This is a genomic window from Bartonella sp. AU18XJBT (assembly GCF_028618595.1).
GTDB lineage: Bacteria > Pseudomonadota > Alphaproteobacteria > Rhizobiales > Rhizobiaceae > Bartonella.
The window spans coordinates 21,307-39,392 of sequence record NZ_JAQITE010000013.1 but is presented as its reverse complement, the minus strand read 5'-3'; the positions used below and the strand labels follow the sequence as shown (position 1 = coordinate 39,392).

Genomic DNA, 18,086 nt, shown 5'->3' with positions numbered 1-18,086 from the left:
TTCTCTATGCGTGTATTTTCCACCTCTCTTTTCGTATCAACCTTTACTGCACTTATACTGGCAATAGGAATTTTATTTTCAAGTGCATACGCGCAAACACCCCTTTTGCAAGGGAAAACGCCAATCCCTTTGGTTCGCCCTACTCCCTTTACCGCAAAAGAAGCTCAGAAATCTCTTCAACAGATACACACGACATCACACAATGCTGCTACACTTCAGAAACTGAAAGCTGGGCTAGATGCACTAACAAATAACAATATTGCAAAAACAATAAATCTTCGTAATTCAATGGAAAAACATAGCCTCGATCGTCATATTTTGACATGGGCGCTGGGGGTATCAAACCAAGCTAATATACCAAGTTCTGAAATATTCAATGCAATCAACATGCTAAAAGGATGGCCCGGTATAGAAACGATGCAACGCAATGCTGAACGTGCTTTTCTTAACGAAACCAACCGCACACGCGCAATCATCCAAAAATTTTCTCATCACCCGCCCCAAACAGCGCAAGGAATGGCTCTCTTCGCTAAAGCACTTATCGCAACGGGACAAACCACTCGTGCTCGACACGTTATTGCGCCATGGTGGCATAAAACACAGCTTAATGCAAAAGAAGAAATATTTGTTCTTAAAAATGCAAGTGCTGCATTAAAACCTATTGATCATTTGAAACGCATGCAGTTTATGCTGTATGCATATCGTTTTGATTCAGCAGCACGCGTTGCAAAATTAGCCCATGCTCAATCTCTTTTTGATGCTTTTGTGGCCGTTGAAAAAAATGATCCTAGAGCTACACAAAAATTAAAAACTGTAGAGAGATCATGGCAAAAAGATCCTCTTTTTCAGTTTGCTCGAATACGCCATCTTCGACGAACAGAGCAATATGATGCAGCCGCAGCACTCATGATGAAAACATCAAAAGATGCATTCCGCCTTATGAACCCTCATTCATTGTGGAAAGAACAACGCGCCCTTTCTCGTGAAATGCTCGATTTAAACAAACCAAAAATCGCTTATCAACTCGTTACAATGCACACTGGTATAACATCTGCATTAGCTATCGATGCTGAGTTTCATGCAGGATGGTACGCACTACGGTTTCTTCATAATCCTAAATTGGCAATGCAGCATTTTTCACGTATTCCTCAACTCTCTTCTTTACCTTTTTCTACATCACGTGGATATTACTGGATGGGACGAACAGCAGAAAAGCTAGGAGAACATAAAAATGCCCAGCAATACTTTCATCGCGCAGCTCATTTTGGTGCAACTTACTACGGTCAATTAGCCGGTGCACGACTCAACCAAAAAAAGCTTAAAGTGTCTTTTCCCAAACCAACAACCGCTGAGCGACAACATTTCAGTGCACGAAAAGCGATCAAAGCAATTCAACGTCTTGAAGCAGCCGGCTATGCTGATTTTGCTAAAATTTTTTATAGAGAGCTCGGAAAAAAAATAGAAAGCCCCGGTGAATTAGCTCTTTTAGCTATTATGGCAGAAAAAAATGGTGACTATTATACCAGCCTCAAAATTGGAAAAATGGCTGTTTTTCAAGGAAAAAGTGTCGGTGCACTCTCTCATCCTCTGGGAGCTATACCAGCTTCTACTAATATTTCTGTAGAAGAAAAGTCGCTTATCTATGCCATTGCACGCCAAGAAAGCGAATTTAATCCAACAGCCATATCAAAAGCAGGTGCACAAGGTATACTCCAATTGCTTCCTACAACAGCAAAAGCACTGGCAAAAAAATACTCAATCACATGGTCTCCTAAAAAGTTTAGCAGTGATGCTCATTATAATGCAACATTAGGTGCCCATTTTCTCAATGAACAATTAGAACGTTTTAATGGATCCTATATACTAACTCTTATTGGCTATAATGCCGGTCCCCGTCGAGTCAATGAATGGATAAAACGTTATGGCGATCCTCGAGGACAATCTCTCGATAATGTCATTGATTGGATTGAGCGTATTCCTTATACAGAAACACGTAATTACGTGATGCGTGTCATGGAAAATTATGGTGTCTATAAAGCAAGACTTACTGGGAAAATAGATATAAAAACCGACCTGCTTTCTGGTCGACGGAAATAATATGCCTTAACTTTCCAAATAGCATTTGAAAGCGTTCATAAGAAGTGTTTTTATTCCTTTTTAAATAGTACCCACATACCAACCTGCTTATGATGTATAAGAAAGTAATTTTAATTGATTCAGTATTAATAAATTCGAAATGAGAACCCCCCCCGCTATTCGGGTCTTTTATTCCAAATACAAAATGATGAATTATCATTATAAATCAATATGTTGCACAAATAATTTATTTCTTCTCAACATAAACGACAATGTCATAGATGATTACAAATATAAGAGAAGAGTGAAACAAATAGGTCATTCTTTTACTGTTGCTTATTAGTCAATATCCAAATCTTGTGAAACAGCATATTTTAAGACTATTTTTTCTGCTTATAACATTTCTATATAAGATAAGAGCACGTTATTGTATATATCGTTTGGATTATCTTTGATAACAGAAAGGCAGACTCATTGAGTTAGAAAGCCTTAAAGACAAACAATTTTCTTCTGCCCCTTCCCTTTTCATTCGGTTTTACGACTTTTAAATATGTCAATATCTTTTCAAGATGAAGATGAAGCTTTTCTTTTTATTTTTCTCATTTACATATAAGCTCACATCCTTCACACAAAACAGAGCATCCCCCAATAGTATATTTTTCTTATTGATATTCTTGTTTTATTTTAATGTTTCTAAATCTATTTCACAACGGTGTATCTGAAAAGTACTTACGAAAATCCTCTTACGAACGGTATAAAAATCGATTAGACACGATTAACCTTTACTTCATAAAAGCTATAGCTCTATCATCCCTTAACGCGCAATGTTACAACAGCCCTTTCATTTAGAGCATCTATAAGAAGTATATTCACAGCTTTTAGAAGTTTTTTATCTATGCTTCCCCTCAACTTGTATCATAAGTAAGCAGATGGTTTCGATTGATTCAACGTCAAAAAATTCGAACGAACTATATTTGAACTTTCATTCAAATTATAAATAAATATATTATAAGAAAAGCGCCCCGCATAAAAAATCAGCTAAATATTAGGGATACTCTGATTGTTTTATTCACTTTTGATGGTGGAGGGGGAGGAAAAGAACCAACGCGTTGAAGTGCTGCCATAGCCAATCGATCCAATTCTGGATCTCCAGCAGAAACGACAACACGGCTAGAAAAAATACTCCCCCGCTCATGTACCATAAATTCTAACTTCACCGTTCCTTTTGCTCGACTGGTACGCTGTCCTACAACATAATTTTTTTGCCTTTCTAATTGTGACTGTACCTTTGCTAACCACTCCATTAACAACGTATCTTCAAGCCCTGCTGTACCACCCTTGTTGGTGGAAGAAGAACGTACCACCTTTGCATTGGAGCGCTTTACTACAGCCTCTGGCGTCGGTATTGTTTTTTTGATAAACGCTTTATGCTCTACTTTTTGAGGAAGGGGTTCTTCCAAAGACTTTAAGTCATCTTGTTCTACCATATGCTGAGGTTCTTCCGATTGAACTTTATCCACAGATTTCAATTCCTCTGACTCCTGCTCTAGGAGATCAGTCCGTAATACTTCTGGCTCTGTGTGAATATCTGGCAAGTCTGTATCAACATCCGGATATACAACTTCTTGCACAAAAGTCAGCATAATCTCCGACGAGAGCAAGCCTTTAGTTACACCAATACTTTGAAAATAAAACTGCGCCCCCAATAATACATGCAAAAAGAAAGCTCCAACAAATGCACCAATCCAAAGAGTTAATAATTGCTTCGTATTTGCAAAATTCATCGTTTCTTCTGTCATTATTTAAAGCTTAATATTGGTATTTCGTCTCATTAAAACAGGCTATTTTAAAATTGCAACTTTTTTCTTGACTGATTTTGTCATGTTTAATATGGTTTTCTAGTGATTTTTTGTTGTTAACAAAATCATTTCTGCTTGGCTGGCAAGTTTTAATCAGCGGGCCCAGCCTTTTTGTATGTAAATAAAATTTCAAAACGGAGAGGGGATGTTAAAAAAAGGTTATAATGTGTTATGCGAATAAGACGAGAAAATATCCATAAGAGCTACATGATTTTAGGTGTGTTATCGGTCTGTATGCCTTCATTTGTTTTTGCACAAAACAGCGATAAGAATACTGTAACTGAGCTCAAACCAATCCTTATTAAAGGAAAAAAAATAGAAGATGCTTCAAATTTAATAACCATTCTAACTGATCGTAAAACCAATAAGAATATTGATGAAAAACAAATAACTGATGTTTATGATGTGAGTCGTCTTAATCCTTCTGTCTCCTATAACTCGGGAAGTAATAGTTTCGTTATTCGTGGTTTAGATGCAAACCGTGTTCTTACGACAATGGATGGTATTTCTCTTCCATGGTATAATGATATATTCCGTGGTGGAGGCGGAAACACAACTTTTGATTTCAATGCTCTTTCTACGTTTGATACTATTCAAGGATCAGATTCTAGTCTTTATGGTTCTGGCGCCCTAGGAGGAATAATTGCTCTACGTACCCTTAATCCTGAAGACCTTATCGTGGAAGGAAAGAATTGGGGTAGCCTTATAAAAGGTGGTTATCATTCTGTTGATAATAGTTGGCGCATCGATCAAGCTTTTGCTGTGCGCAATTACCGAACATTTTTGCTTTTCCAAGGGTCTTATGTAGAAGGTCATGAGCGCAAAAATATGGGAACAGTGGGAGGATATGAAGAACGCACACGTAAAAACCCCTCTCACTTTGACAAAAATAACTTGCTTTTTAAAATTCATCAATATTTGAGTGATAATCATCGGCTTGGTTTTACTGCAGAGCGTTTTGGTCATAATAGTAACGCACATGCATTAAATTCGTCTAAAAGATATGCTCCAGGTTCTGTTTATGAGCGGGATAATAGACTCCGTGAGCGTTTTTCTCTTTCTTACAATTATAATGGTAATGGTGATGCGGTTCTTGATGCGTTTAGTGGGCTGCTTTATTGGCAAAGGCAATCAAGTCATTCCGTTACGACTGGCGTTCGTGTTTCAGCCCCTAAAGGGGATTATTTGAGAGATAATTTTTTGCGGAATATCAATTATGGTTTCAATGCTGATGCACTTAAAAAAGTGGATTTTGGCACTGTAAGCCATACGTTAAAGTTTGCAACGAATGTTTCGTCATCTAAATCTCATCACTATTTGTTTGGTAAAGACAATTGTCATATAAAAGAATATGCTCGAGGATGCCTTTTTGTTCCTGCTAATCGATCAGATTCGCCAGACACAAATGGTTACAATTTGGGTTTCGCTTTTGAAGATGAAATTGGATTCGTTGATGATCGTTTTCGTGTAACGCCGGGAATCCGGTATGATTGGTACAAATATATTCCTCAGAAAACATCTTCTTATGAGAAATCACTGATTTCTGATAAATTCCCTCCAGAAAGAAATGGATCACGCTTTTCTCCTAAATTACGCGTGGAGTGGGATGTTCGTAATCAAGTAACGCTTTATGCTCAATGGGCGCAAGCTTTTCGTTCACCACGTATTTCAGAACTTTATGTCTCTTATATCAAACCTTCTGCTTATTACGTGAAAGGAAATCCTGACCTTCAACCAGAAACAAGCAATGGGTATGATGTGGGGATACGCTATGGAAATGTAAATTTCGGTGGTTCCTTCAATGCCTTTATTAACCAATATAAGAATTTCATAGATACCGAGGATAGAGGTCCATCAGAAGAATTCAAATTTGCGCGTCGGCATTACATGAATCGCTTCCGCGTGCAAATTTTTGGTGTTGAAACAAAAGCGCATTTAGTTCTTAAAAATGGTTTTCATGGCAATATTGCTCTTTCTTATTCACAAGGAAAAGATCTTGATAAAAAAGAGTATCTTAACTCAATTTCTCCTTTGAAAACAGTTATCGGTTTAGGGTATGCAAAAGAAGTTTGGGGAAGCGATGTTATCCTTACTGTAGCAGCCAAACGTGACAAAGTAGCTAAGGCATCTGATTACCAAAAAATTCCGGGATACCATGTCGTTGATATGACAGGGTGGTGGAAACCATTCGGTGAAACGGGTCCTGTTATAAGGGCTGGTGTTTATAATCTGTTCAATCAAAAATATTGGAATGTTTCAGATCTTCCTTCCGGTGCAAGCTCAACACCGAAGGATTATTATAGTCAGCCTGGTCGTAACTTTAAAGTTTCGTTCGTGCAAAAATTCTAGTCGCTTTTGTTAACCATTAGATCAATGAAAAAGGTTATATTGATAAAAAATAAATTATTGCGTTTCTGTTCTCATTGTTCTTTGAACAACAAGTTTGAAATTTTCGCTTTAACTATTTGTAATTTATCGGTTTTTATTGTTCTACTGTTGATAAAATAAGGGCTTGTTTCGTGGTGGGTTGAACCATTAATTGATAGTGGTTCAACTTACTGTCTTTGAGTTATAAAATTAAACAATTAACCTTCAAACAGGTAACATAAGGATAAGCCCATGTCATACACTGCCGAAATGATTCTTCGTTTGCGTGAAGAAAAAAAAGAGATGCGTAGCCGTGATTTCGCGGACTCTATTGGTATATCCGAAGCAGAACTCATTGCGGCTTATTGTACAATTGGAAAAGCAAAAAGACTGCGTGCTGATGTTGCTACTCTCTTGGAAAATGCTCCTCGGCTTGGAAGAGTCATGGCATTGACACGCAATGAAAATGCTGTCCATGAAATAACAGGATGTTTTGAAAAGATTGTTCAAAGCCAACATATTCCGATAACACTCGGTGAAATTGACTTGCGTATTTTTTCAAAACAATGGAAATTTGGTTTCGAGCATGACGTGACTATTCTTGGAACACCTATGAAAAGTCTGCAATTTTTTGATCAATATGGCATTGCTATTTTCAAACTCTATTCTAAAGATGCAACAAATATGGAAGAGTGGGCTGCACTTGTTGAAAAGTTGCTTCACGATGATCAATCACCCGTACTTGATATTTCTCCCGTTCCTACTCCAGTACAATGTGATACGGCAAAGCTGGATGTTGAAAAGTTCCGAGATCGTTGGCGACAGATGACTGATGTGCATCAACTTCATGGGATTATTTCTGAACTGAAAATTAATCGGCATCACGCTGTAAAATTTGCTGGTAATGAATTTGCCGATGAATTACAGGTAGACGCTGTTGAAATGATGCTCAAACAAGTTGCACAAGAAGAGTTACCAATTATGTGTTTTGTTGGTAATAAAGGATGTATCCAAATTTTCACTGGGCAAGTGAAAAACATTAAGCAAATGGGACCTTGGCTTAATGTTCTCGATCAGAAATTTCACCTCCATTTACTCGTTTCTGGGATCAAGAAAGTATGGCGTGTTCGCAAACCTACGATTGATGGGTATGTCACCTCACTTGAAGTTTTCGATAAAGATGATGAGATGATTATTCAATTCTTTGGCGTACGCAAGGAAGGTCAAAAAGAACGTGAAGATTGGCGCTCTTTATTGAATAGTTTGCCATCATGCCAAGAAAACAGCAGTAACTAAGATAAGGTAAGGTCGGACATGTTCATATCTGTTTTACATAGGTTATCAAACCTTTTTCTTATGTGTTTACTTCTCTCTCTTACCTGTTTTTCTAAACAAGTGATTGCTGAACCCACAACCCGTTTTCCTGAAAATGCTCGAATTGTTTCTATCGGCGGAGCACTTACAGAAATTGTCTATGCATTGGGAGCCCAAGATCAACTTGTCGCCCGTGATAGTACAAGCGTCTACCCACAAGAAGCGCTCAAGCTTCCTGTGCTTGGCTATATGCGTGCTCTTTCACCTGAGGGTGTTTTATCACTTGCCCCAGAAGGTATATTGCTTGTTGAAGGAAGCGGTCCCGCCTCAACAATTGATATTCTCAAAAAAACATCAATACCTCTGGTGATCATACCAGAAGACTACTCCCGTGAAAATGTGATAGAAAAGATTCGCCTCGTTGGCCAAGCTATTCATCGAGAAGTCCAAGCGGCTGCGTTAATTGAAAAATTGAAACGTAATTTTTTAGAAAATGATGTGCTTTTGGCGAAAGTAACAAGACCAAAGCGTGTTCTTTTTGTTTTCTCTGTGCAAAATGGACGCGTTATGGCATCTGGAACAGGTACTGCAGCTGATAGTATGATAAAACTTTCAGGTGCTATCAATGCTATCACCGATTATAAAGGATATAAACTTCTCAACGGCGAAGCGTTATTGAAATCAGATCCTGATGTTATCTTACTTGTAAAACATGGTGCAAAATCAACCAGCATTGATAAGATTTTAGCCATACCGGCAGTTCAAGCAACAACTGCAGCAAGAAATCATGCCATAAAACAGATGGATGCTATGTATTTTTTGGGATTTGGTCCACGCACTGCAGACGCATCTAGAGAGCTTATTGAGATACTTTATGGTGCAAATCAAAACGGTAAGAGCTGATAAAAATGGTAGACGGTACATCGATGATGCATTTACCTGAAGCAAAAGAAGGTAAAAAAATAAACCGTTCAAAGCAGGGGAGGATTTTATTATTAAGCTTAATAATATTCCTTATCTTCAGTATTTTTGCTGGGCTCTTGAATGGTGCTGCAAAGGTTTCTTTCTTTGATCTCCTCCATGTAATGCTTACACAAGATTTTTCAGTAAGTAGTAAAACGCGTGATTACCTCGTGCTTATCGATATAAGGCTTCCCCGTGTTATCTTGGGATTATTGATTGGAGCAGCTTTAGCTGTCTCCGGTGTTCTTATGCAAGGGCTTTTCCGCAATCCTCTTGCAGATCCTGGAATTATAGGTGTATCAGCAGGTGCTGGACTTGGAGCAATCTTAGCAATTGTTGTAGGTTTTGCTTTTCCTGTTTCATTTGCACCTTTTCTAGAGCCTTACAAAGTTATCATAGGTGCTTTTTTGGGTGGACTTTTATCAACGATTATTCTCTACATCATAGCAACGCATAATAGCTTTACCTCTATTGCAACCATGCTGCTTGCTGGTATTGCTCTTGGTGCATTAAGCAGTGCAGTTGTTGGAACATTGATTTTTATCGCAAATGACCAACAACTCCGTGATATCACTTTTTGGAGTCTTGGCTCTCTTGCGGGCGCTACATGGTTGAAAGTATGGCTCGTTCTCCCTTTCATTGTTATTGGTCTTCTTTTCTCTCCCTTTTTATCACGAGCACTTAATGCCCTTGCTCTTGGAGAAGCTGTTGCTGGCCATATTGGTTTCCATATTCAACGCGTTAAAAATATTGCTATTCCCCTAGTTGCTCTTATGTGTGGTAGTGCTGTTGCTGTCAGTGGTGGTATTGGTTTTATTGGTATTATTGTTCCTCATATTTTACGTCAGCTCATTGGTCCTGATCATCGCTATCTCATTCCTTGCTCTGCTCTCTTGGGAGCAGCATTACTTATTTTTGCTGATACGTTTGCACGCCTCATTGTTGCCCCCGCAGAATTGCCGATTGGAATTGTAACAGCACTTTTTGGTGCACCTTTCTTTCTATGGATCCTTATATGCAAACGAGGAACAGACTTTTCATGATTGAAGCGACAAATATTTGTGTTCAGCGCAGAAAGAAGCAGATTCTTAAACACATTAATCTTCAAGCTAAAAGTGGTGCTTTTACCATTATTATTGGTCCTAATGGATCAGGAAAAAGTACTTTTATCAAAGCTCTGAGTGGTGAAATTCCTTACAGTGGAAAAATAACCTTAAATGGTTATGATGTATGCCAAACAAAAACGCATGAAATGGCAAAAATGCGTGCTGTGCTACCACAATCAACAACGCTCGTATTTCCATTTTTAGTTCATGAAGTTGTAGGACTTGGCCTTTCTGTAAACCAATTTACCATTGCCAAAACCGAATTGCAAAATCTTATCCAAAAGGCTTTAGAGTGCGTTGACCTTTCTGATTATGGCAACCTGTATTATCACCAATTATCAGGTGGAGAACAAGCTAGAGTACAACTTGCCCGTGTACTTTGCCAAATCTGGAAACCTGTTCATAATGGGATTCCTCGCTGGATGATATTAGATGAACCTATTGCTAGCCTCGATATTCAACATCAAATCATCGTTATGGATATTGCTAAACAATTTGCCCATTCTGGTGGCGGCGTTCTTGCTGTTCTTCATGACCTCAATCTCGCGGCACATTATGCAGATAACATGATCTTGCTCAAGGACGGAGAGATTTATTGCGAAGGAAATGCAATGAACGTTTTGACAACACAAAATCTCCGCGATGTTTATCATTGTTCTTTAAACGTTTCTGAATTACCTAAAGAAGATATCCCTTTTGTACTTCCTCAAACGGCATCCTCCTACGAAATTAGACCTCTAAGCTATCGGCTTCAATCTAAAAACTAAAGTCCATAGAAAAATAAAACACGCAAATATTTAAGAATCTTTTTTATTTTTATATGAACTCCTTCTTTGTCATCTGTCATTTTAAGCAAAAAGACTAAACACCCTAAAGATATTTTGGGAAAAAATACTCGTTTAAAATCTTTCAAGATTTTACGTAACTAAAAACATGTGAAATTTTGTTTTGCTATCACACTGTTAGATAGTATGAAGTTATACAACATACATATGCGTTTTCCCACTCTTTCTATCACTTTTATCTTTAAAAAATGATTCAAGAAATGTGTACAAATGCCTTTGTTATAATAATGGGGTGCATTATTTATATCTTCTAAGGACCATATAGAAATCAAGTACCTTTTTCCCACCCATAAAAGGTTTATTTGTAGCTTTAATAGTAATATTTTCTTTATAATATATATATACTTTAGCTTTCTCTATAAATAAATATTGATTTATAATGATATTTTTTATTTTCCTCTCTCTCTATATATAATTGTTTATTGGCATATTACAAAAAGTTAACCTATTGAATAAAAGCTTTAAAATAAACTCAACAACGCTTCTTGTAAGCCCCTTAATGCAAAAAAAAATGCGGAATATAGGGATGAGGAGAGAGTATAGAAAAAGTGTTTGTCTGCTGCTTCACAAGCATAACGACGATTCCACTCAAGAGAGTACTATCATTTACAGATAAAGCCTACACCATGGCAATGCAAAGAAATGAAATCGACAACAAGATAAGAGAAATCTTTATAAGATGAATTAACGCATACAGGGTATGCTGTTTTTGCATAAAAAACGTTAAAAATATTGTACTTTTTTATGCCTCAGGTTGAATAATTTTATCATCTTATCCCCTATCAAAACACCTTATGAAAAAATACATCCCAGATCACTTCACGGCACAATTTAAATAAGTTTTACGCATTTTCTCTATGTTATCATACAATTATAAAAAAGTTATGATTTTCTTTTTCTGATAATAAATTATATCCTTAACTCTTTCTTTTAATCATTTTAAAATTGTTTTTTTGTCTCCCTCAAGTATCGTATTAACAATATAGATTTCCTCTTCATAGACGTAGAAAATAACGCGGAATTGCTCCGCGTTAACAAAATTATCAGGGTGTATAGATTATTATTACTCAAACATACTCATGATTTTATAGCATAGACAACGGTTGTATTAACAGGGCGCGTTTCTGCCTCACCCGTATGGGAAAGAGTTATCTTGTGTGTATGTGCGCCAGCAGAACCTGTTTTCCCTTTCAGGGTTGCATCATAGGTATAATGATTCGGTAGTCTCCCAATATCACCAGTTGGCCATCCAACTCCTTTATACTCAAAACTATGCGCATGCTCGCCTGCATTTTCAATGCTCCCAATATGCGTATGCGACTTTATGCTATCTTGTTGTTCATCTGCAAATTTTCTACCACCATCTACCCCCCGACCATTATCAAAGCCGCGTAAAAACATGCCTCTAAAATCAGGAACTTTAAACGTTTTATTGCTGTCTTTACCCCATTTATCACCTATTGCCTTGAATAACTGCGGATAATCTTCACGCTTATAGGCCTTACCATCACATAAAAGCCAACCATTTGGCACATTTTGCATAGCAAATGTTGCAATAAATCCAGCAGGAAAACTTTCTATCTTTGGTGGTGTAGGATTTAATAAATACCAACCCTCATGCTCTTTTATTAAAACACCATTATTGTATATCATTTCATAAATGCCATCTGTTTGAAATTCTCCACCTTCTAATGGTATAACCCCCGCATCAGTGGCTTTATAGATACGCTTTTCTCCTATATTATTAACAATTATTGTTGTCGCGCCAATATTTACACCACAAGCTTTAAAACGTATGATGATATCATTGTTGTATTTCTTTATAGGTGAAACTGTCTTTAAGGTAATTAATGTTGTTTTGTCTTCCACATTTACTATAAAGCTTGAATTAATAGAACCACCATTATCTGCAAGATATTCACGCACGCGCTGCATCATCGCCCGCGCACTATCATTAACAGAACTAGGCGGCTGACCTTCTGCCCAATTAATGATACTATCTGAATAAGCATTTTCATCAGCCTTTAGAGACCAATCGTAAATATTAGACATTATAAATCCCCCATTATTTTCATAGTTTTTCTAACAACTTCTTGTTCTGTGCACTAAAATATGCTGCCGCTGTTGATTGGTATATCATAACCACTGCACCATCCGTATTTACGCATTTTACCTCTCTCCACTCCTTGCAATTTAATAACCTAAATTCACCAAATGCTTTGCATAACATTAGTATTAATGCTTTCTCTTCTAATGTGTAATGTAATCACCTCATCTGATGTTACTTAATATCTTGTTTTGTTTCTTTGCCTGTTGTTATATGATTATTTTCAAATTTTTCTTCTTGTTGCAAAATTTATAAATACTTTTCAGAATTTTCCTTATTATGGATTTCATATAACCATTATTGAATGTAATAACTTATCATCCACGTAGAAAGTTTCTGACTTAAACATTATCTTTTTTTATTTTTTCAATAGTTTAAATCTATCTCATCGATATGTTATATCTAAACAAAGAAACTCTATCTTTTGGCTATCATTTGTATTAAAATTTTGAAAGTTAGCTTCAAATTCTTTGCATGCTTCATGATGTTTTATTCGCATGCAGATACTTTGTTCTATTTTATTCAATTTATTTCTGAAATTGTGTTCAAAATTAGCCCCAATGTTTTTTTGAACAAGCTTTTGTTTAATCTAAATGCACCATAGAGAATATATTTAATATGGCCATTTCTTCATGGCCATTTCTTCACACTTTCATTAAACTGGAAATGAAATACTAGAGAAATATCACACACCTTCACCAAATTTGAAGGTTGTACCCGATCCGAAAAACATTAAAAAGCACAAACCAGCGCCCTCCCCCAATTTTTACGAACAATATCCTTATTTTTTAAACGCCCCGTAATCAACTTCTCCCCTCCCACACTTAGCATACCTTTTTATATATTATTATATGTATATTTTTTTTGCAAGAATAATAAATCATTCTCAACAACATCTTGCAATTATTGGTGTTCTTCTTAATTCATGGCAATAACAAAAAGCATTCTCTAAACTTTTTTGCTAATTCATCTGCCTCATCAATCCAAACAAAAAAATACGCTCCATCGATTTAACACTCGCTATACCCTTAACTATCAAAGAAAATACCTTACAAAAACTTGCTAAATAAGTAACCAGACAATTGAACTGTCCATGGCTTGTTTTTTTCCAAATAGAATATCCCCTCCACTCATTACCGACTTTATTTTCAGTGTTCTCTGCACCTTTAACTTCTATCTTCCCTTTAAAATACGCATCATTTATTACCTACACCCTTTACACGCCCTTTACCAGGTTCTCGACAGAGCATTTCATTATGATTAGAAAGCTTTTTGTATATAATTAGTGATTTCTTATCTGTAATATTGTTGCACGATATCACATGACTCTTGAATAACTTTACCTTGAAAACTAAAGAGTTTTATGTCTCAGAAAATGAATTTTTACTTCGTCTTAAGCTAAAACACAGCGCTTTGTGCGCATTTCTATTGCAAACTAATTAATGAATTCACGTAGTACTTTATGCTGAGATACATCCTTTTGCTTTCCTCTCTCTTTCAACTCTTTAAAAGTGTTGATGAAATTTCAAGATGAAAAGCCTTTGTTCATTTTCATCATCATTTTTTAATTCAGCTTTACAATTTTCAAAACTTTAAAGGCAATATTATTTTTAATAATAAAGATTAGGTATTGTTTCACGCTTTTGTTTATCACATTCTTAATGGGAACATGCCCTCATAAAGAATAGAATGCTCCAAACAAAATATAATGATATTGCATATCACGCACTTTTTAAAGAAATATTGCTCAAAATATACTCCGTTCATTTTACGACAGCGCACGTCCATGATACAATAGTAAGCCATTATAGATCATTATCTTTAAGCTTTTGACGATACAAGCTGGAACCCATCATACATTTTGTTTTCCCCCACATTGCGACAGTCCTCGCCTCTGAGAATGTTCATAAATGACATTTGGCTTCCTTTCTTCAAGTGTTTTGCCCCATACGCCCCCACTTATGATGTGCAAGAAATGATTTTATATGAAAAGATGTATGATGAAAGAATCTTATGGTATTCTGAGTTTTATTTTAATATGAAAAAAATCTCAATTAGAGCTCTAAACTATCTAATTTTTCCTTGATAATCCGTTTTTCACTTTATTCTTGTTTATAAAATCTTCAATATCATAGTTTATCTCTTTATAATAAGATCTATTTTCACTCTTAAAAAAACACACCAAAATCGTTTAAAATATATTTTTATGATTGACAATATAGATATTTGAGCCAACCATGTTCGTATTAACAAAAATACTTTAAGTGGGAGGAAGCATGCAAATATGAGAATAGATATTGTATCAATTTTTCAAAATAACTTTTCTTGAGCTGTATTGAATTTGCTTTGCTATAAAGCAATACTACTCCTATTCATCCAAATGCTCGTGACTGATAATTTGAATACACCCCCATTAACATCGCAACCTATTTTTGAACTCTGTGTCTATAAGGAAAAAGTTTGTGCAGAAAAATACCCCATCAATCAGTTGTAGCCCCTTTCCCGCTTCACGCAAAATTTATCAACAGAGCCTTCTCTTTTCTGATGTGCGCGTACCATTGCGTGAAATTTCACTGACTGATGGCAGTAGTGAAAAACCTTTAAACGTTTACGATACTTCTGGCCCCTACACCGATAAAGATATGATCATTGATATTACAAAAGGCTTGCCAGCAATTAGCTTGCCTTGGCTCTCTAAGCGAGATGATACTGAAACTTACCCTGCACGATCAGTGAAACCTGAAGATAATGGATTGAATTCTGATAAAAACCTTACACCAGACTTTAAACAAAAACGTCCCATTTTACGAGCAAAAAATGGCAAAGCAATTACACAAATGGCTTATGCGCGCGCAGGCATTATTACAGCGGAAATGGAATATGTGGCTATACGAGAAAATGAAGGATTAGCAGTAAAAGAACGGCAGAATGTACCATCAAATGAAACATTTGCTGGATCAATACCAGAAATTTATACTGCCGAATTTGTTCGCAATGAAATTGCTTGTGGACGCGCCATTATTCCACAAAACATTAATCATCCAGAGTGCGAACCTATGATTATTGGGCGTAATTTTCGTGTTAAAATTAATGCCAATATTGGCAATTCAGCAGTGACTTCATCTATGGAAGAAGAAGTTGATAAAATGGTTTGGGCCATTCGCTGGGGCGCAGATACAGTTATGGATCTCTCAACTGGTCGAAATATTCATAATATTCGTGAGTGGATTATTCGAAATGCCCCTGTTCCCATCGGGACTGTTCCACTTTATCAAGCACTCGAGAAAGTACAGGGTATTGCCGAAAACTTAACATGGGATATTTTCCGTGATACCCTTATTGAGCAAGCAGAACAAGGTGTTGATTATTTTACCATTCATGCGGGATTAAGATTACCTTTTATCCCTTTGACCGTTGATCGGGTAACAGGTATTGTTTCACGAGGTGGTTCTATTATGGCAAAATGGTGTTTGCATCATCACAAAGAAAGTTTTCTCTATGAACATTTTGATGAAATTTGTGATATTGCACGCACGTATGACATCTCTCTTTCCTTGGGGGATGGATTGCGCCCTGGCTCTATTGCCGATGCCAATGATGAAGCCCAATTTGCAGAACTTAAAACTTTAGGAGAATTGACAAAAATTGCTTGGGAAAAAGATGTACAGGTTATGATTGAAGGTCCTGGGCATGTCCCAATGCACAAAATTAAAGAAAATATGGCGCAACAATTAGATCTCTGTCATGAGGCACCTTTTTATACTTTGGGACCTCTTACAACCGACATTGCTCCTGGTTATGATCATATTACATCAGCAATTGGTGCCGCTATGATTGGATGGTTTGGAACAGCTATGTTGTGTTATGTAACACCTAAAGAACACCTAGGACTCCCCGATAGGAATGACGTAAAAACTGGTGTGATCACTTATAAAATTGCTGCTCATGCTGCTGATCTTGCCAAAGGCTTACCTAGAGCACAATTGCGCGATAATGCTCTTTCGCGTGCACGATTTGATTTTAGATGGCATGATCAATTCAACCTTTCTCTTGATCCAGAAACAGCCTGTGCCTTTCATGATGAGACAATGCCTAAAGAAGCCCATAAATTAGTACATTTTTGTTCCATGTGTGGACCAAAATTCTGTTCTATGCGTATTTCTCATGATATTCGTGAGGCAGCAGCAATAAGAAAAACAAAAGGGGAAGGTATGATCGCCATGGCCGAGAAATATCAAAAAAATGGTGATCTTTATATGGAAATCGTTTCTCCTCAAAAAGAGAAAGTAAACAGTTGAAGAACATTCTTATCAAAGGTGCAGGTGTAGGCGGCTTAACGGTTGCCTTTATGTTACAGCAAAAAGGTGTTTCTGTTACTATATCGGCTCCCCCTCATTCTCCTATAGGAAGTGCTAGTTGGTATGCAGGAGGAATGCTCGCACCTTACTGTGAGAGAGAAAATGCGGCACAGATTGTTGAAGATCTTGGTATACGAGCTATACAGTGGTGGCGTAAAACGCTTCCCAACCTTGTCATACAAAAAGGCACTTTAGTGGTTGCACCTACACGAGATAGAGGAGAGCTTGAACGGTTTTCTGGACGCACGCATAATCACAAAACCATAGATAATGTAGAAATAGCTCATCTTGAACCAGATCTTGCGGAACGTTTTAACTGTGCGCTCTTTTATGAAAATGAAGCCCATATTGATCCTCGCAAAGCACTTATGGCTTTAAAAGAAAAGCTTCTCAACAATGGAGCGTGTTTTGTTGATGTAGAGACGGCTGAAACAAATTTTGATATTGTTATTGATGCAACAGGAATAGCACGTTTAGGAAAAGATAAAAATATACGGGGCGTACGCGGCGAAATGCTTCTCGTGCGCTGCACCGATATTAAAATTTTGCGTCCAATTCGTCTTCTTCATCCACGGTTTCCTCTCTATATTGTACCTCGACAAGATAATATTTTTATGATTGGTGCAACAATGATTGAAAGTGACTTTGATGGTGCAATCTCAGTGAGATCAATGATGGAACTGCTCAACGCGGCTTATACTTTACATCCTGCTTTTGCTGAAGCAGAAATTATTGAATCTGGCGTTGGTGTTCGTCCATGTTATCCTAATAACTTCCCTTCTGTGCATAAAGATGGTAACTTTATTTTTATTAATGGATTTTATAGACATGGTTTTCTTTTGTCTCCAGAAATGGCAAAAAGAGCAATGAAATTGGCATTGGAATAAAGCATGCAAATATTTGTTAATGGTGAAACAGTCCAAACAGAAGTTATGACTCTCGGTCTCTTGCTTGAAGAATTGGGGTATGAAGGAAATTGGCTTGCAACCGCTGTTAACGCTGAAGTTGTTCCCATAGATGTACGAAGCCAATTTGTCTTACATGAAGGAGATAAAATTGAAATTTTGAGCCCAATGCAAGGAGGCTAATAA

11 protein-coding genes are annotated in these 18,086 nt (G+C 36.8%); 9 read left to right on the top strand and 2 right to left on the bottom strand.

What is annotated here, in order from left to right; genetic code table 11:
* The first annotated feature begins 6 nt into the window (after window positions 1–6).
* Entirely contained in the window at window positions 7–2,097 is a 2,091-nt protein-coding gene (locus PVV60_RS05190) for a lytic transglycosylase domain-containing protein (RefSeq protein ID WP_273723637.1), read from the top strand.
* A 1,013-nt stretch (window positions 2,098–3,110) separates the two neighbouring features.
* On the opposite strand, the gene PVV60_RS05185 is transcribed toward PVV60_RS05190, so the two are convergent.
* Window positions 3,111–3,860, bottom strand: a complete 750-nt coding sequence (locus PVV60_RS05185) for an energy transducer TonB (protein ID WP_273723664.1) — start codon at window positions 3,858–3,860, stop codon at window positions 3,111–3,113.
* 246 nt (window positions 3,861–4,106) lie between these two features.
* On the opposite strand from PVV60_RS05185, the gene PVV60_RS05180 reads away from it, so the two are divergent.
* The 5 genes from PVV60_RS05180 to PVV60_RS05160 all read left to right on the top strand — a co-directional run bounded on the left by PVV60_RS05180 (window position 4,107) and on the right by PVV60_RS05160 (window position 10,452).
* The gene (locus tag PVV60_RS05180) at window positions 4,107–6,284 is read left to right on the top strand and encodes a TonB-dependent hemoglobin/transferrin/lactoferrin family receptor (protein WP_273723635.1); all 2,178 of its coding nucleotides are present in this window, start codon (window positions 4,107–4,109) and stop codon (window positions 6,282–6,284) included.
* 270 nt (window positions 6,285–6,554) lie between these two features.
* On the top strand, window positions 6,555–7,598 hold the full coding sequence (locus tag PVV60_RS05175) for a hemin-degrading factor (protein ID WP_273723633.1): 1,044 nt from the start codon (window positions 6,555–6,557) through the stop codon (window positions 7,596–7,598).
* Between the two features lie 18 nt (window positions 7,599–7,616).
* Window positions 7,617–8,519 (top strand): hemin ABC transporter substrate-binding protein, encoded by a 903-nt coding sequence (locus tag PVV60_RS05170; RefSeq protein WP_273723631.1) that lies wholly within the window; start codon window positions 7,617–7,619, stop codon window positions 8,517–8,519.
* A gap of 5 nt (window positions 8,520–8,524) precedes the next feature.
* The gene (locus PVV60_RS05165; protein ID WP_273723629.1) at window positions 8,525–9,622 is read left to right on the top strand and encodes an iron ABC transporter permease; all 1,098 of its coding nucleotides are present in this window, start codon (window positions 8,525–8,527) and stop codon (window positions 9,620–9,622) included.
* A complete protein-coding gene (locus tag PVV60_RS05160) occupies window positions 9,619–10,452 on the top strand; it encodes a heme ABC transporter ATP-binding protein (protein ID WP_273723627.1) in 834 nt (277 codons plus the stop codon). The genes PVV60_RS05165 and PVV60_RS05160 overlap by 4 nt, the downstream gene beginning before the upstream one ends.
* 1,155 nt (window positions 10,453–11,607) lie before the next feature.
* Here the strand turns inward: PVV60_RS05160 and PVV60_RS05155 are convergent.
* On the bottom strand, window positions 11,608–12,582 hold the full coding sequence (locus PVV60_RS05155; protein ID WP_273723626.1) for a phage tail protein: 975 nt from the start codon (window positions 12,580–12,582) through the stop codon (window positions 11,608–11,610).
* Between the two features lie 2,517 nt (window positions 12,583–15,099).
* Here PVV60_RS05155 and thiC point away from each other — a divergent pair.
* The 3 genes from thiC to thiS are packed head-to-tail and all read left to right on the top strand — an operon-like array spanning window position 15,100 to window position 18,083.
* The gene (gene thiC / locus PVV60_RS05150; protein WP_273723624.1) at window positions 15,100–16,935 is read left to right on the top strand and encodes a phosphomethylpyrimidine synthase ThiC; all 1,836 of its coding nucleotides are present in this window, start codon (window positions 15,100–15,102) and stop codon (window positions 16,933–16,935) included.
* Window positions 16,932–17,882, top strand: a complete 951-nt coding sequence (locus tag PVV60_RS05145; RefSeq protein ID WP_273723622.1) for an FAD-dependent oxidoreductase — start codon at window positions 16,932–16,934, stop codon at window positions 17,880–17,882. The genes thiC and PVV60_RS05145 overlap by 4 nt, the downstream gene beginning before the upstream one ends.
* A gap of 3 nt (window positions 17,883–17,885) precedes the next feature.
* The gene (thiS, locus tag PVV60_RS05140) at window positions 17,886–18,083 is read left to right on the top strand and encodes a sulfur carrier protein ThiS (protein WP_273723620.1); all 198 of its coding nucleotides are present in this window, start codon (window positions 17,886–17,888) and stop codon (window positions 18,081–18,083) included.
* The last annotated feature ends 3 nt before the right edge of the window (window positions 18,084–18,086 follow it).

Bases quoted from the DNA above. Each gene is read 5' to 3' on its own strand.
- PVV60_RS05190 (WP_273723637.1), top strand. From the start codon at position 7: ATGCGTGTATTTTCCACCTCTCTTTTCGTATCAACCTTTACTGCACTT.
- PVV60_RS05185 (WP_273723664.1), bottom strand. From the start codon at position 3,860: ATGAATTTTGCAAATACGAAGCAATTATTAACTCTTTGGATTGGTGCA.
- PVV60_RS05180 (WP_273723635.1), top strand. From the start codon at position 4,107: ATGCGAATAAGACGAGAAAATATCCATAAGAGCTACATGATTTTAGGT.
- PVV60_RS05175 (WP_273723633.1), top strand. From the start codon at position 6,555: ATGTCATACACTGCCGAAATGATTCTTCGTTTGCGTGAAGAAAAAAAA.
- PVV60_RS05170 (WP_273723631.1), top strand. From the start codon at position 7,617: ATGTTCATATCTGTTTTACATAGGTTATCAAACCTTTTTCTTATGTGT.
- PVV60_RS05165 (WP_273723629.1), top strand. From the start codon at position 8,525: ATGGTAGACGGTACATCGATGATGCATTTACCTGAAGCAAAAGAAGGT.
- PVV60_RS05160 (WP_273723627.1), top strand. From the start codon at position 9,619: ATGATTGAAGCGACAAATATTTGTGTTCAGCGCAGAAAGAAGCAGATT.
- PVV60_RS05155 (WP_273723626.1), bottom strand. From the start codon at position 12,582: ATGTCTAATATTTACGATTGGTCTCTAAAGGCTGATGAAAATGCTTAT.
- thiS (WP_273723620.1), top strand. From the start codon at position 17,886: ATGCAAATATTTGTTAATGGTGAAACAGTCCAAACAGAAGTTATGACT.